Origin of the sequence: Mesorhizobium sp. B1-1-5, from assembly GCF_006443065.1 — a bacterium.
In the GTDB taxonomy this organism is placed as follows: domain Bacteria; phylum Pseudomonadota; class Alphaproteobacteria; order Rhizobiales; family Rhizobiaceae; genus Mesorhizobium.
This window is the reverse complement of record NZ_VFWS01000008.1, coordinates 88989-102423: the sequence shown is the minus strand read 5'-3', so window position 1 is coordinate 102423 and position 13435 is coordinate 88989. Positions and strand designations below refer to the sequence as shown.

At 64.8% G+C, this 13435-nt stretch carries 14 protein-coding genes; 5 read left to right on the top strand and 9 right to left on the bottom strand.

The features are described from left to right. Nucleotides 1-277 (bottom strand): cytidine deaminase (locus tag FJ980_RS05510; RefSeq protein WP_246676316.1); only part of this gene is annotated, 277 nt, incomplete at its 3' end. 23 nt (nucleotides 278-300) lie between these two features. On the opposite strand from FJ980_RS05510, the gene FJ980_RS05505 reads away from it, so the two are divergent. Together FJ980_RS05505 and deoA are read left to right on the top strand one after the other, a co-directional pair. Continuing rightward, the gene (locus tag FJ980_RS05505) at nucleotides 301-1104 is read left to right on the top strand and encodes a purine-nucleoside phosphorylase (RefSeq protein WP_140541925.1); all 804 of its coding nucleotides are present in this window, start codon (nucleotides 301-303) and stop codon (nucleotides 1102-1104) included. After that, on the top strand, nucleotides 1104-2420 hold the full coding sequence (deoA, locus tag FJ980_RS05500) for a thymidine phosphorylase (protein ID WP_140541924.1): 1317 nt from the start codon (nucleotides 1104-1106) through the stop codon (nucleotides 2418-2420). The genes FJ980_RS05505 and deoA overlap by 1 nt, the downstream gene beginning before the upstream one ends. A 108-nt stretch (nucleotides 2421-2528) precedes the next feature. Here deoA and FJ980_RS05495 read toward each other — a convergent pair whose 3' ends face one another. The 3 genes from FJ980_RS05495 to FJ980_RS05485 all read right to left on the bottom strand — a co-directional run bounded on the left by FJ980_RS05495 (nucleotide 2529) and on the right by FJ980_RS05485 (nucleotide 5066). Beyond that, nucleotides 2529-3095 carry a TIGR02281 family clan AA aspartic protease gene (locus FJ980_RS05495; protein WP_140541923.1) on the bottom strand — a complete coding sequence of 189 codons (567 nt, stop codon included), beginning with the start codon at nucleotides 3093-3095 and terminating at the stop codon, nucleotides 2529-2531. A 201-nt stretch (nucleotides 3096-3296) separates the two neighbouring features. Next, entirely contained in the window at nucleotides 3297-3926 is a 630-nt protein-coding gene (upp, locus tag FJ980_RS05490) for a uracil phosphoribosyltransferase (RefSeq protein ID WP_027165262.1), read from the bottom strand. Nucleotides 3927-4091: 165 nt separating this feature from the next. After that, nucleotides 4092-5066 (bottom strand): adenosine deaminase, encoded by a 975-nt coding sequence (locus FJ980_RS05485; protein WP_140541922.1) that lies wholly within the window; start codon nucleotides 5064-5066, stop codon nucleotides 4092-4094. A 168-nt stretch (nucleotides 5067-5234) separates the two neighbouring features. On the opposite strand from FJ980_RS05485, the gene ubiE reads away from it, so the two are divergent. The 3 genes from ubiE (at nucleotide 5235) to coaBC (ending at nucleotide 9180) form a co-directional block, all read left to right on the top strand. Further along, nucleotides 5235-6011, top strand: coding sequence for a bifunctional demethylmenaquinone methyltransferase/2-methoxy-6-polyprenyl-1,4-benzoquinol methylase UbiE (ubiE, locus tag FJ980_RS05480; RefSeq protein ID WP_140541921.1), 777 nt, complete (start codon nucleotides 5235-5237; stop codon nucleotides 6009-6011). 43 nt (nucleotides 6012-6054) lie between these two features. After that, nucleotides 6055-7629, top strand: coding sequence for a 2-polyprenylphenol 6-hydroxylase (gene ubiB / locus FJ980_RS05475; protein WP_140541920.1), 1575 nt, complete (start codon nucleotides 6055-6057; stop codon nucleotides 7627-7629). Nucleotides 7630-7701: 72 nt separating this feature from the next. Beyond that, nucleotides 7702-9180, top strand: coding sequence for a bifunctional phosphopantothenoylcysteine decarboxylase/phosphopantothenate--cysteine ligase CoaBC (gene coaBC, locus FJ980_RS05470; protein ID WP_210243730.1), 1479 nt, complete (start codon nucleotides 7702-7704; stop codon nucleotides 9178-9180). A 49-nt stretch (nucleotides 9181-9229) separates the two neighbouring features. On the opposite strand, the gene FJ980_RS05465 is transcribed toward coaBC, so the two are convergent. The 5 genes from FJ980_RS05465 to FJ980_RS05445 all read right to left on the bottom strand — a co-directional run bounded on the left by FJ980_RS05465 (nucleotide 9230) and on the right by FJ980_RS05445 (nucleotide 13407). Further along, entirely contained in the window at nucleotides 9230-10696 is a 1467-nt protein-coding gene (locus tag FJ980_RS05465; RefSeq protein ID WP_246676315.1) for an MFS transporter, read from the bottom strand. A gap of 200 nt (nucleotides 10697-10896) precedes the next feature. Then, nucleotides 10897-11373 (bottom strand): DUF992 domain-containing protein, encoded by a 477-nt coding sequence (locus FJ980_RS05460; protein WP_140541919.1) that lies wholly within the window; start codon nucleotides 11371-11373, stop codon nucleotides 10897-10899. A 218-nt stretch (nucleotides 11374-11591) separates the two neighbouring features. Further along, entirely contained in the window at nucleotides 11592-12443 is an 852-nt protein-coding gene (locus tag FJ980_RS05455) for a tetratricopeptide repeat protein (RefSeq protein ID WP_140541918.1), read from the bottom strand. Between the two features lie 132 nt (nucleotides 12444-12575). Beyond that, complete coding sequence (gene rpsU, locus FJ980_RS05450; RefSeq protein ID WP_027165252.1) at nucleotides 12576-12842, bottom strand: 30S ribosomal protein S21; 267 nt, start codon at nucleotides 12840-12842, stop codon at nucleotides 12576-12578. Nucleotides 12843-13020: 178 nt separating this feature from the next. Beyond that, complete coding sequence (locus tag FJ980_RS05445; RefSeq protein WP_140541917.1) at nucleotides 13021-13407, bottom strand: SET domain-containing protein-lysine N-methyltransferase; 387 nt, start codon at nucleotides 13405-13407, stop codon at nucleotides 13021-13023. Nucleotides 13408-13435: the final 28 nt, after the last annotated feature.

Below are 13435 nucleotides of genomic sequence, written 5' to 3'. Positions count from 1 at the left end.
AATGGAAGCCGGTCAACGCCATGTTCGCCTGCCTGTTGTTCGGTTTCCTCGATGCGGCGGCGATCCGCCTGCAGGGCACGCCGCCACCCATGACGTAATGGCCGAGCGCCGTCGTCTCGGCGCACCAGCCTTCCGGATAGGACGCCACCTCGATATTGGCGCCGGTGAAGACGCGCCCGTCCTCGGTGCGCAGCGCTGCCCCCACAGGGAACTTCGAATAGGGCGCATAGGCCTTTGCCATCGCCGTCTTCGCCGCCTCGAAAAGATCATGCGACATCTTGAAATGAAGAGCGGGTTGAAATGAAGGAAGCGCTGGATCATCTGGTCGAGAAGCTGGACGGACTGGCGCCTACTGCGGCGCTCGTGCTGGGCTCGGGCCTGGGCGGGCTGGTCGACCAGGTCAAGGATGCCAGGCGCATCTCCTATGCCGAACTGCCGGGCTTCCCGCGCAGCGGTGTTTCCGGCCATGCCGGCGAGGTGGTCGCCGGGCATTTCGCCGGCACGCCGGTGCTGATGCTGTCCGGGCGCGCGCATTATTACGAGCATGGCAATGCCGCGGCGATGCGGCCGGCGCTGGAGGTGCTTGCCGGCATCGGCATCTCGCATTTGATCCTCACCAATGCCGCCGGCTCCGTCGATCCTGAAATGGGGCCGGGTTCGGTGATGCTGATCACCGACCACATCAATTTCTCCGGCTCCAACCCGCTGATCGGCGAGCCGAGCGACCGCCGCTTCGTCGGCCTCACCGAGGCCTATGACGCCGGCTTGCGCGGCGCGATCGAGAAAGCGGCGAAGGCAACGGGAACTGCGCTGCATCAAGGCGTCTATATGTGGTTTTCCGGACCATGCTTCGAGACGCCGGCCGAGATCCGCATGGCCCGCGTCATGGGGGCGACGGCGGTCGGCATGTCGACCGTGCCGGAAGTCATCCTCGCCCGCTTCCTCGGGCTCAAGGTCGCCGCCTGCTCGGTCATCACCAACCTGGCGGCCGGCATGACCGGAGCGGAGCTCTCGCACCAGGAAACCAAGGATATGGCGCCCATCGGCGGCGCGCGGCTGGCGACGATCCTGCGGCGCGTCTTCCAGGACGGCTTGCCCGACTGATGCTGCCGCAGGAGATCATCCGCCGAAAGCGCGACGGCCACAAACTCTCGGCCGACGAGATCGCGGCCTTCGTCGCGGGGCTGACGGCCGGCACCATCTCCGAGGGCCAGGTCGGCGCTTTCGCGATGGCCGTGTTCCTCAACGGCATGAGCCGCGAGGAAGCGGTGGCGCTGACGATCGCGATGCGCGATTCCGGCGATGTGCTCGACTGGTCCGACCTGCCGGGCCCGGTCACCGACAAGCATTCCACGGGCGGCGTCGGCGACAATGTCTCGCTGATGCTGGCGCCGATCGTCGCGGCCTGCGGCGCCTGTGTGCCGATGATCTCGGGCCGCGGCCTCAGCCACACCGGCGGCACGCTGGACAAGATGGATGCCATCCCCGGTTATGCCAGTCAGCCGGACGTGGCGCTTTTTCGTAAGACGGTGCTCGAGACCGGTTGCGCCATCATCGGCCAGACAGCCGATCTCGCGCCGGCCGACCGCAGGCTCTACGCGATCCGCGACGTGACCGGGACGGTCGAATCCGTCCCGCTGATCACCGCCTCGATCCTATCGAAGAAGCTTGCCGCGGGCCTGGGCTCGCTGGTGCTCGACGTCAAGGTCGGCAACGGCGCCTTCATGGAGAAGTCGCGCGATGCCGTCGCCCTAGCGAACAGCCTGGTCGAGGTCGCCAATGGCGCCGGCTTGAAGGCCTCAGCGCTGGTGACCGGCATGAGCGAGCCGCTGGCCTCGGCCGCCGGCAACGCGGTCGAGGTGAAGAATGCCGTCGATTTCCTCACCGGGCGATATCGTGACCGGCGGCTGGAGGAGGTGACGCTGGCGCTGGCGGCCGAGATGCTGCAGTCGGCGGGGCTCGTATCGTCCAACCAGGACGGCATCAGGCGCGCCACCGAAGCGCTTGCCGGAGGCCGTGCGGCGGCCGTCTTCGCGCGAATGGTGTCGGCGCTTGGCGGTCCCGCCGATTTCATCGAGAATGCGGAAAAATATTTGCCGACTGCGCCGGTCGAACTGGCCGTGAAGGCGGAACAGGACGGGTTCGTGACCGGCATCGCCACGCGCGATATCGGGCTTGCCGTCGTCACGCTCGGTGGTGGCCGTAGCCATCCGGACGACAAGATCGATCATGCCGTTGGCTTGACCGGGCTGTTGCCGGTCGGCGCCGAGCTGCGCCCGGGCGAGGCTCTGGCGCTAGTGCATGCCCGTACCAATGCGGAGGCCGAGGCGGCGGCGGCGGCCGTGCGAGCTGCTTATACGATCGGCGGTTCCAAACCGCCCGCCGAAAAGACCGTGCTCAGGCGGATACTGCCGCGCTAAAGCAGTTCATCGTTTCGCGGAAACGGTGAACTGCTCTATCTTTTGTGGCTGACGCAATTCCGGACGGAAAACCGCTGCGCACTTTTCCTGGAATTGTTTACGGCGGATTTACTGAACGAGCAGCAGCGAGCCGTCCTGGACCTGGTATTTCTGCAACCGCTGCAGGAAGCTCATGCCGATCAGGTTGGTCTGCAGCGCCCTGTCGTCGAGCACCATCGCCTGGACGTTATCGACCGAGATCTTGCCGATCTGCAGGCGGTCGACCGTTACCACGGCGGCCTTGATCGCGCCGTTGGCGGTGTTCACCGGTCGATTGAAGTCGGACGGATTGAGCGAGATGCCGATCCTGCGCGCCGTCGAGGTGTTGATGGCGACCAGCGTCGCGCCGGTGTCGATCATGCCGTCGATCTGGCGGCCATTGAGCTTGAACTGCGACGTGAAGTGGCCGCGCCCATCGGCATTGACCAGCACCTGACGGCCGAGCGGCACCGGCGTCGCCGGCTTGTCCGGAACCGAGGCGAGATTGACCTGCGGTTCTGCCTCCGGCGCAGCCGGTTGCGAGGTGTCGGTCGATTTCAGCAAGCCGTCCATCAGATGCGGGTTAGCCTGATAGACGATCGGAATAGAAGCCGAGGTTCCGGCAAAGATACCGAGAATGAGAATCTTGCGCAGCATTGATGCCCCTGGAGCGTTTCACCGTTTCAAAGAAACGTCGAACCGCTCTATCCCTTGTTTTGGAGCATTCCGAACGAAAAACCGCTTCACACTTTCCTGGAATTGCTCGCGAAGCAGCCTCCTTAAGCCCGACATGGTGTGTACGACTTTAACGCGTGCGGGAACCGCAAGCTTGCGTAAACGGCCAGTTAAGAACGGCGCTCACTTTGTCCCGTACATGCGGTCGCCGGCGTCGCCGAGGCCGGGCATGATGTAGCCCTTGTCGTTCAGCTGCCGGTCGATCGAGGCGGTGAAGATCGGCACGTCCGGATGCGCCTTGGTGAAGCGCTCGATGCCTTCGGGGGCGGCGAGCAGGCAGAGGAAGCGGATGTTGGTGGCGCCGCGCCCCTTCAGCTTATCGATCGCGGCGATCGCGGAATTCGCGGTCGCCAGCATCGGATCGACGACGATCACCAGGCGGTCGGCAAGATCGCTCGGCGCCTTGAAGAAATACTCGACCGCTTCAAGCGTCTCGTGGTCGCGGTAGAGGCCGATATGGGCGACGCGTGCCGCCGGCACCAGGTCGAGCAGGCCCTCGAGCAGGCCGTTGCCGGCGCGCAGCACCGAAGCAAAGACCAGCTTCTTGCCTTCCAGCGTCGGCGCTTCCATCTCCTCGATCGGCGTCTCGATCATGGTCGTGGTCAGTTCGAGATTGCGGGTCACCTCATAGCCGAGCAGCAGCGAAATCTCGCGCAGCAGCCGCCGGAAGCCGGCCGTCGAGGTCTCCTTCTTGCGCATGATGGTCAGCTTGTGCTGGACGAGGGGATGGTCGACGACGGTGACGCCCTGCATGATGTGCTCCGACTGGTTCGGGGTAGTAGTCAGTAGTCAGTAGTCAGTAGTGAATAGTGAGCCGATTTGCGAGTCCTCGCCTCGGGGAAAGCTCCGGCCTTCAACCGATCTATGCGCGCTCGGCCAAATGCATAACTACTGACTACCGACTACTCCCCTACTCACTCACCGCACCTTCGCGTCCAACCGACTCAGCAGCATCGCCTTGGTCTTCTTGTCCACGAAGGCCGCTTCGACGGCCGTTCTGGTGATCCCGGCGAGCGCCTTGTCGTTCATGGCGAAATGCTCGGCGGCGATATCGTATTCGCGCTTCAGCGAGGTCCAGAAGTAGGGCGGGTCGTCGGAGTTGAGCGTCACCTTGCAGCCGGCTGCGCGCAGCGCCGGAAAGGGATGGTCGGCGAAGCCGTCGAACACTTTCAGCGCGATATTGGAGCCCGGGCAGCATTCCAGCACCACGCCTTCGGCGGCGATGCGGCGGATCAGGTCCGGATTCTCGATGGCGCGAACGCCATGGCCGATGCGGGAGGGGCGGATGTGGTCCAGGGCCGCCGCCACACTTTCCCAGCCCATCAGCTCGCCGGCATGGATGGTGATGCCGAGGCCCGCCTCGCGCGCGATCTCGACGGCGCGCACATAGTCCTCGAAATCGCCGATGCGCTCGTCGCCGGCGACGCCGAAACCGGTCACCAGCGGATGGCCGCAGCGCGCCGCGAAGCGCGCCGCCTGCTCGATCGCCTCGACCCCGACATGGCGCACGCCGGTAACGATCATGCGGCCCTCGATGCCGGTCTTGGCCTTGGCGCGGGTCATGCCTTCGCCCAGCGCGTCCGTATAGGCTTTTGGCGACAGGCCGGCCTTTTTGGCATGGTCCGGGGAGGTGAATATCTCGGAATAGATGGCGCCGTCGCGGGCGAGGCTGGTCAGATAATAGTCGGCGAGACGGGCATAGTCCTCTTCCGTGCGAAACAGGTCGGATGCGAAATCGTAAGCCGCGAGAAACGAGGTGAAGTCCTGCCAGACGAAAGAGCCGTCCTGGATGTAGGGCGAAGGGTCCTTGCCGTATTTGCGGGCCTGGCTGAGGACGAGCTCGGGCGCCGCCGCTCCTTCGATGTGGCAGTGCAGTTCGGCCTTCAAAATCATGCGGTCATCCCGTCCGATATGCTGCTCTCGCGCAGATTCTGGCCGGAAAATCATGCGTGGCCTTTCCCTGCCGGGTTTTGAAGGCGCGGCCGAAAACCGCGCCTTGGACAATAGCGTCGGCACCATCGATCGGCTATGGTCCCGCCGGTTTTATGGCGGATCAAAATAATGTCGGTTGAGAGAACCACGGCCGCGGGCGGCATGGAAACCTCCTATGGTTTCAGGAAGGTCGGGGAAGGCGAGAAGCAGCCCCTGGTCAACGACGTCTTCCATAAGGTGGCCAATCGATACGACCTGATGAACGACCTGATGTCGGCCGGGTTGCATCGGTTGTGGAAGGACGCGATGGTCGCCTGGCTGAACCCTCCCAAAAAGGTGGGCTGGAAGGTGCTCGACGTTGCCGGCGGCACCGGCGATGTCGCCTTTCGCATCGTGGAGGCCAGCCGGCGCCAGGCCCACGCCACGGTGCTCGACATCAACGGCTCGATGCTGACCGTCGGCCGCGACCGCGCCGAAAAGCTGGGGCTTACCGCGAACACCGACTTCGTCGAGGCCAATGCCGAGGAATTGCCTTTCGAGGGCGACATCTTCGATGCCTATACGATCGCGTTCGGCATTCGCAACGTGCCGCGCATCGAGGTCGCTCTCGACGAAGCCTATCGGGTGCTGAAGCGGGGCGGACGGTTGCTCTGCCTCGAATTCTCCGAGGTCGACATGCCGCTGCTCGACAAGGTCTATGAGGCCTGGTCGTTCAACGCCATCCCCAAAATCGGCAAGGCGGTGACCGGCGATGGCGAGCCCTATTCCTATCTCGTCGAATCGATCCGCAAGTTCCCCAACCAGCAGAATTTCGCAGCGATGATCACTCGCGCCGGCTTCGACCGCGTCACCTTCCGCAACTATTCGGGCGGCATCGCCGCCCTTCATTCCGGCTGGAAGCTTTGAGGCGCGGCCCCTTGCAGCAGGCGGCTTTGAAACAGGCAGGGCTATGACCAGCGTCGGCGCAGCCTTCAGGCTCGCCAGGGCCGGCTGGGTGCTGGTCCGCGAGGGCGTCGTCGCGGCGCTGCCGGGCGAAGAACTCTCCGGCATGCCGAAATTCGGCTGGCGCGTGGCGCGGCTTTTCACCCGCCGCCGGGCGCTGAGCTATCAGCGGGGCGACAGGCTGGCACGGGCGGTGGTGCGGCTCGGACCTTCCTACGTCAAGCTCGGCCAGTTCCTGGCAACACGCCCGGATGTCGTCGGCAACGACATGGCGTTGGACCTCGCGCTCTTGCAGGACAAGATGCATACCTTCCCGAAAGCGGCGGCGGTCCATGCGATCGAAGCCTCGCTCGGGCGCAGGATCGACGATCTCTATGCCAGCTTCGGGGACCCCGTTGCCGCCGCTTCGATCGCGCAGGTGCACGGCGCCGACGTGGCATGTGATGGAACGACGTCGCGCGTCGCGGTGAAGGTGATCCGGCCCGGCGTGCGGCGCCGCTTCTTCCAGGATCTCGAAAGCTATTTCCTCGCCGCCCGCCTGCAGGAGAGATACATCCCCTCGTCGCGCCGGCTGCGTCCGGTCGAGGTGACCGAGACGCTGGCGCAGACCACCAAGATCGAGATGGACCTGAGGCTCGAGGCAGCCGCGCTTTCCGAACTCGGCGAGAACACCAAGGACGATCCGGGTTTTCGCGTGCCGGCGGTCGACTGGGAGCGGACCGGCCGCGACGTGCTCACCATGGAGTGGATCGACGGCATCAAGATGAACGATCTCGCCGGCCTTGCCGAGGCCGGCCACGACCTCAAGGCGGTCGCCGCCAATCTGGTCCAATCGTTCCTGCGGCACACGTTGCGCGACGGCTTCTTCCATGCCGACATGCATCCGGGCAATCTGTTTGTCGAGGCCAACGGCACCATCGTCGCCGTCGATCTCGGCATTGCCGGCCGGCTCGGCAGGAAGGAGCGCCGCTTCCTGGCAGAGATCCTCTACGGCTTCATCGTGCGCGACTATCAGCGCGTCGCCGAGGTGCATTTCGAGGCGGGCTACGTGCCGCGCCAACACAATGTCTCGGCCTTCGCGCAGGCGATCCGCGCCATCGGCGAGCCGATCCACGGCCAGTCGGCCGAGACCATCTCGATGGCGAAGTTGCTGACGCTGCTGTTCGAAGTCACCGAGCTCTTCGATATGGCGACGCGGACCGAGCTGGTGCTTTTGCAGAAGACCATGGTGGTGGTCGAAGGCGTCGCCCGCACGCTCGATCCGGCCTTCAACATGTGGAAGACGTCCGAGCCTGTGGTCAGCGACTGGATCGCGGGCAATCTCGGCCCGCGCGGCATGCTCACCGACGCGCGCGACGGCGCCAAGGCGCTGCTGGCGCTCGCGCGCCAGGCACCGGACCTCGCCGCCCGCACCGACCGACTGTCGCGCGAGATCGACCTGATGGCCGAGAAAGGTCTGCGCTTCGACGAAGCAACCGCGCGCGCGATCGGCAAAGCCGAAGCGCGCCATACCCGTTCCGGCCGCGTGGCGCTCTGGGTGATCGCGCTGACGCTGGTCTACATTGCGTGGAAATTGCTCTGACCGCCATGCGGCTTGTCGCCAATTGATTGCATTGCTATCATTGCAAGCGCTACCTGAAGTGAGTGCAATCACATGGCCAGCATCACGATCCGCAATCTCGATGACGAGGTCAAGGACCTGCTCCGGCAGCTCGCGGCCGAGAATGGCCGCTCGATGGAGGAGCAGGCTCGGGCGATGATACGCGCCGCGGTCGAAGGCCGGGCAGCAGGGCAGGCCGACCGCATCGGTCAGATCGAAGAAAGGCTGCGTGCGCTGACAGGCTCAAAGGTGCAGGCGGCGCCGGTTGTCGCTGCATCCGCCAAATCAATTTCGCGAGGTCCTCTCTCCGGCAAGCGCATCCTGCTCATCATCGGCGGCGGCATCGCCGCCTACAAGGCGCTCGACCTGATCCGGCGGTTGCGCGAGCGGGGCGCTTCGGTCCGGGTGGTGATGACGTCGGCCGCGCAGGAATTCGTCACCACGCTGTCGGTCGGCGCGCTTTCGGCCGACCATGTCTTCACCGAGCTGTTCGACCGCAATGACGAGCACGATGTCGGCCATATCAGGCTGTCGCGCGAGGCCGACCTGCTGGTCGTTGCGCCGGCAACCGCGGACCTGATGGCGAAGCTCGCCAACGGTCATGCCAACGACCTTGCCTCGACGGTGCTTCTGGCCACCGACAAGAAGGTGCTGATGGCGCCGGCGATGAACCCGAAGATGTGGGCGCATCCGGCAACCCGGCGCAATCGAGCCACCTTGCAGAAGGACGGCGTCGCCTTTGCCGGTCCCGCCAAGGGCGAGATGGCCGAAAGCAACGAAGCGGGCGAAGGCCGCATGGTTGAGCCGCTGGAGATCGTCGCCGCGATCGAGGCGATGCTCGACGAGAAGCCGAAGCCGCTTGCCGGGCGCCGGATCATCGTCACATCCGGTCCGACGCATGAGCCGATCGATCCGGTGCGCTACATCGCCAATCGCTCCTCGGGCAAGCAGGGCCATGCCATCGCCGCCGCGCTGGCTAAGCTCGGCGCCGATGTCAGGCTTGTCTCTGGCCCGGTCAACGTCGCCGATCCGGCCGGTGTCGCGACCACCCACGTCGAAACGGCCGCGCAAATGAAGCAAGCGGTCGAGAGCCTGTTGCCGGCGGATGCCGCCGTGTTCGTTGCCGCCGTCGCCGACTGGCGCACGGCGAATGCCGCCGGGGAGAAGATCAAGAAGGTGGCGGGCAAGGGACCGCCTCCATTGCAGATGGTCGAGAACCCGGACATCCTCGCCGGCATCGGCCATCACGTTCAGCGGCCCGGACTCGTCGTCGGCTTTGCCGCCGAGACGCAGGACCTCATCGCCAATGCCGAGGTCAAGTTGAAAAAGAAAGGCGCGGACTTCATCGTTGCCAACGACGTCTCGCACGAAAGCGGCATCGGCCCGTCCGGCGTGATGGGCGGCGACCGCAACAAGGTGCGCATCGTCTCCAGGACCGGGGTCGAGGAATGGCCGGAAATGGGCAAGGACGAGGTGGCGGCGCGGCTCGCCGCGCTGATTGCCGAGCGGCTGCAGCAGACTGTCGTCGTCTGAGCCCGATCGGCAAGCTGGCGCCTCGGCCGGGGCCGCCGTGACATCCCCGTCAACCCGCTGCCAATCTCGGCCGGTTTGTCGCTGAAAATATCCTGAGCGCCGCAAGGCAGCCGAACACCCCGAGGGGCACGAAGGCCAGAAACAACCAGCTGGCGACGCTTGCGGCCGCTTCACGGTTCAGGCCTTCCGAGAAGCCGCTGGCATTGGCGACGATGCCGGCGAGCGCTGCGCCTACCGCATAGCCGATGCGCTGCATGGTCGGCACGGCGGCCGAGGCGATGGTTTGCTCGCCGTCGCGGGCCGAGGCGACGATGACGCGCGTGAGGAAGGGCCAGCAAACGCCAAAGCCGCCGCCCTGCAAAAGGGCGCAGAGCAGGATCAGCGGGATCGAGCCTGCCGGGATTGTGTAAGCGAAACCGGCGAGGCCGGAGGCGATCATCAGCGCGCCGACGAGGATGATCAGCCTCTCGCGCTCCAGCGGCGCATTGGCGATGAGGATCGACAGGATCGACCAGGCGATCGATTCTGCGGCGATGATGTAGCCGGTGGTCAGGATCGGAATGCCGTGCAGCGTGGTCAGAAGCAGCGGCCCGTAAATGGTGAAGGTGCAGGTCGCCACGGAGAATGCCGCAACCATGGTCATGCCGCTGCCAAGTGGCGAGCGCCATGAAAACAGAGGCGACGGGAAGAGCCGGGATTGCGGTTTAAGCGCATCCACGCGGAAGAAGAGCGCCAGGCCGGTCAGGCCGAGGAAGAGGAGCAGCGACGAGCGCAACAGGGCGATATCGATGCCTGCGGCGGCGATCAGCACGACGCTGAGGGCGAGAACGGCGAGCGCGGGATAGGGGAAGGGCGGTGCCTTGCCGCCGCTCGCCTGCGGCTTCCTCGCCTCAGGCGTGTCGAGCACGACGAAGCTTGCCAGCGCCATCGCCGCGCCGCCGAAGGTGAAGACGCCGAAAGCCCAGCGCCACGACAGGAACTCGGTCATGAGAGCGCCCAGCATGGGGCCGCTGAAGGCGGCGACGCCCCAGATCGCGGACATGATGCCGAAGAGCTGCGGCCAGATGTTGCGTGGAAACAGGCGCTCGACCGAGACGAAGGCCAGCGATACGAGCGCGCCGCCGCCAAGCCCTTCGACCAGACGCCCGATGAGGAACAACGGCATGGAAGGCGCCGTGGCGCAGATCAGCGCGCCGGTCGCGTAGAGCAGGGCGGCGACCATCATGTTGGAGCGTAGGGCGACATAACTGACCAGCCGGCCCGCAGCGGCGCCGGCGACGATTGCGCCGAGCTCGTAGATCGCCAGCGACCAGCCGACCAGCTGCACGCCCGCCAGTTCGCCGACCATGGCCGGCATCACTGTCGCCACCATCGTCTCGTTGGTGGCATGCAGCAGGATGCCGAGGCTGACGAAGCAGAAGCGCGCCAGATCGCCGCTCGCCCACAGCGCCCGCCAATCCACCTTGTTGCTGGCCACCCTGTTGCTGCACTCCTTGTTGCCGCTCGCTGCCGTCACGCCTCATCCGCGTTGCGAACGAGGGGCAAGATCCAGTTCGGCAGGGCTTGTAGAACCTCAAGCGCAGTTGAGCTCAAGAGGCTTTTTCGCGGATTTCGAGGCAAGCCATTGGCGCCGAAGGGATCCGGCTTTCCAAAGCACTCGGCCCGGAACAGATGTTCCGGGCCGAGTGCGGCGCGATGAATTGAAAAGCCGAAGGCTCACTTGTAGGAGTGGACGAGGTCCAGCGACGCCACGGTGACGGCCAGGTTGAGGCCGGTCTGAGCCTGGACGCTGAGCGGCTCCAGCATGAAGGCGCTGTCCAGGCCGCCGACCAGGACGTTGGCGCCGCCGCCGGTCACCACGCTCGCCTCGGCGTTGACGCCGTAATAGCTGCCGGCGAGATCGCCCGCATCATGGCTGCGGGTGGCGGCAAGCACCGCCCAGACGAGCTGGCCCTGATGCGTCTTGCCGACGTCGACGCCGAGCTTGGAGATCATCCCGGTATAAATCTCGGCCGGGCCGTGATGGGAGGGGCGGAAGACGCAGGAGACGCCCTTGTTCGACGTGATGACATAGCCGACGCCGCCGTCGATCGTGCAATCGAGCGTGCCGAGCCGGAGCGTGCCGGCGCTGACCGGAGAAGCGAGCACCGTGGCGGCAAGCGCAGCAGCGGCACAGGCAAGTGTCTTGATCATTGGAAAGTCCCTTTCGCGAAAATCTTGACCCCGGCTTAAACGATCGAGGTGCACGGAGCGTTCCGCCGAAACTTTGACGCGAACATGGCAAGGGTTAACGCATTGTCCTGGGCGGTTAACGGATCGCTATCGGCGTCTCCGCAGCGCAACATCGCGGCCGCCGACGGCGACCGGGCGACCGTGAACGACGCTTAAGCGTCGTCCCTTCCGGCGTCGGATCAGCTGGCGTTGCCGCCTGTGCGCGACAGGCCGTCCTTGGCCGGCTGGTAGTTGGGGTCGAGGTGGATCGCCTCGCGGTAGGACTTGGCGGCCCTGCCCTTGTCGCCGCGCTTTTCGTAGATCAGCGCCTGGTTGGCCCAGGCCTCGGCGTTCTTGCCGTCGAGCTTGATGGCCATGTTGAAGTCGGAGAAGGCGTTGTCTTCGTCGCCTGTCGCCAGGTAGGAGAGGCCGCGGCCGTTGTAGGGCTCGGCGGCGTCCGGCGCCAGCGAGATCGCGGTCGAGAAATCCTCGATGGCGAATTTGTGCTGGCCCTGGCTCTGATAGATCAGGCCGCGATTGTGGTAGGCGCGGGCATCGGTGGTGTCGAGTTGGATCGCCTTCTGGAAGTCGTTGAAGGCATCCTGGGTGCGGCCCGCCTTGCGGTAGAGATTGCCGCGGCCGATATAGGCTGCGTCGTAGTTGGCGTTGATCTGGATCGAGCGGTTGTAGTCGGCCAAAGCGGCTTCCTGATTGCCGAGGAAGCGCTGGATGAGCGCGCGGTTCGAATAGGCCTGGTAGAAGTTCGGATTGAGCTGGATCGCCTGGTTGAAGTCCTTGAGCGCCGCCTGGTACTGGCCGCCGCGGCCATAGGCCGAGCCGCGCACGTTATAGCCGTCGGGATCCTGCGGATTTCGCTGGATGACCGCCGAAAGCGAGGAGATGTTCTCGCTCGACCCCTGCGCCTTGTCGATCGAGTTGAACTCACCCGTCGGGGTCGTCTGGCATGCTGCGAGCGTCAGACCCGAAAGCAGGGCCGCCGTCAGGGCGAAGCCGCGAAAAGCGGTTTTGCGCTCCACGGTAATTGCGTTCATCTTTGTCCTCACTGCCGCAGCGCCGTCAGTCCGTTCCCTCTCCGAACCGGCTCCAATACATAAACAAAAGGGTGGCGGCGATTCCGCATCGCGCCACCCTCGGTATCCTTCGAAAAGGACGAAAAATAGGCGTTATGAGCGCGGCGAGCGCGATGCGCCGGCAGCACCAGCCGGAGCCGGGCGTGGGGTCATCGGCAGCAGGCCTTCGCGCTGGGCGCGCTTGCGGGCCAGCTTGCGGGCGCGGCGCACGGCCTCGGCCTTCTCGCGGGCACGCTTCTCCGACGGCTTCTCGTAGTGACCGCGCATCTTCATTTCGCGGAAAATACCTTCGCGCTGCATCTTCTTCTTCAGCGCGCGAAGCGCCTGATCAACGTTGTTGTCGCGGACGAGTACCTGCACGGGCAATCCTGTCTTCGGGTTTGAAATCATTAGGCAAACAGCCATAGCTGACATGCCTCCGCGGCGAATTGCACCGCGAATTGTGGCGGCTGATAGCAGAATCAGGCTGGGATGTCCACCTTTGATTGCGCGAAACGGCATCAAAAACCCGAGCACTGCGCCCGCATGTTTGCTCGCGCTACGCGGTCGTCAGATGGTGGCGCGCAAAGTCCTCGAAAAACTCACCATAATCGCAGGTGATTTCTTCGCCGGCAGCGATGTCGCGAACGGCCGTGGCGCCGCCATATTGCGAGAAATTAGTATTCGGCCGCTCGGAGTGATTCATGAAGCGGCCATTGTCCACCTCATAGACCATGAAGCCGGGCTTGTCCGGGCTCGGATAGGCATAGCGGTCGAGCAACTCGCGTAGATGTGGCGGCGCCGCCTCATATTTATCCATCGGGATCAGCCGGTCGAAATCCGGATCGAGGCGCCAGATCGAAGCGCCCTTGCGGATCGGCTCGGCGGCGAAGACCCCGACCCCTTCGATGGCGCTCTGGGCAACATAGGTTCTGATCAGCAGCATCGTTCCGGTCCGATTTCGACGGGAACGA

Coding starts and splice junctions, on each gene's coding strand:
- ubiB (WP_140541920.1), top strand. CDS start 6,055: ATGACCAGCGTCGGCGCAGCCTTCAGGCTCGCCAGGGCCGGCTGGGTG.
- FJ980_RS05455 (WP_140541918.1), bottom strand. CDS start 12,443: ATGAACGCAATTACCGTGGAGCGCAAAACCGCTTTTCGCGGCTTCGCC.
- upp (WP_027165262.1), bottom strand. CDS start 3,926: ATGCAGGGCGTCACCGTCGTCGACCATCCCCTCGTCCAGCACAAGCTG.
- ubiE (WP_140541921.1), top strand. CDS start 5,235: ATGTCGGTTGAGAGAACCACGGCCGCGGGCGGCATGGAAACCTCCTAT.
- FJ980_RS05460 (WP_140541919.1), bottom strand. CDS start 11,373: ATGATCAAGACACTTGCCTGTGCCGCTGCTGCGCTTGCCGCCACGGTG.
- FJ980_RS05495 (WP_140541923.1), bottom strand. CDS start 3,095: ATGCTGCGCAAGATTCTCATTCTCGGTATCTTTGCCGGAACCTCGGCT.
- FJ980_RS05485 (WP_140541922.1), bottom strand. CDS start 5,066: ATGATTTTGAAGGCCGAACTGCACTGCCACATCGAAGGAGCGGCGGCG.
- FJ980_RS05505 (WP_140541925.1), top strand. CDS start 301: ATGAAGGAAGCGCTGGATCATCTGGTCGAGAAGCTGGACGGACTGGCG.
- deoA (WP_140541924.1), top strand. CDS start 1,104: ATGCTGCCGCAGGAGATCATCCGCCGAAAGCGCGACGGCCACAAACTC.
- coaBC (WP_210243730.1), top strand. CDS start 7,702: ATGGCCAGCATCACGATCCGCAATCTCGATGACGAGGTCAAGGACCTG.
- FJ980_RS05445 (WP_140541917.1), bottom strand. CDS start 13,407: ATGCTGCTGATCAGAACCTATGTTGCCCAGAGCGCCATCGAAGGGGTC.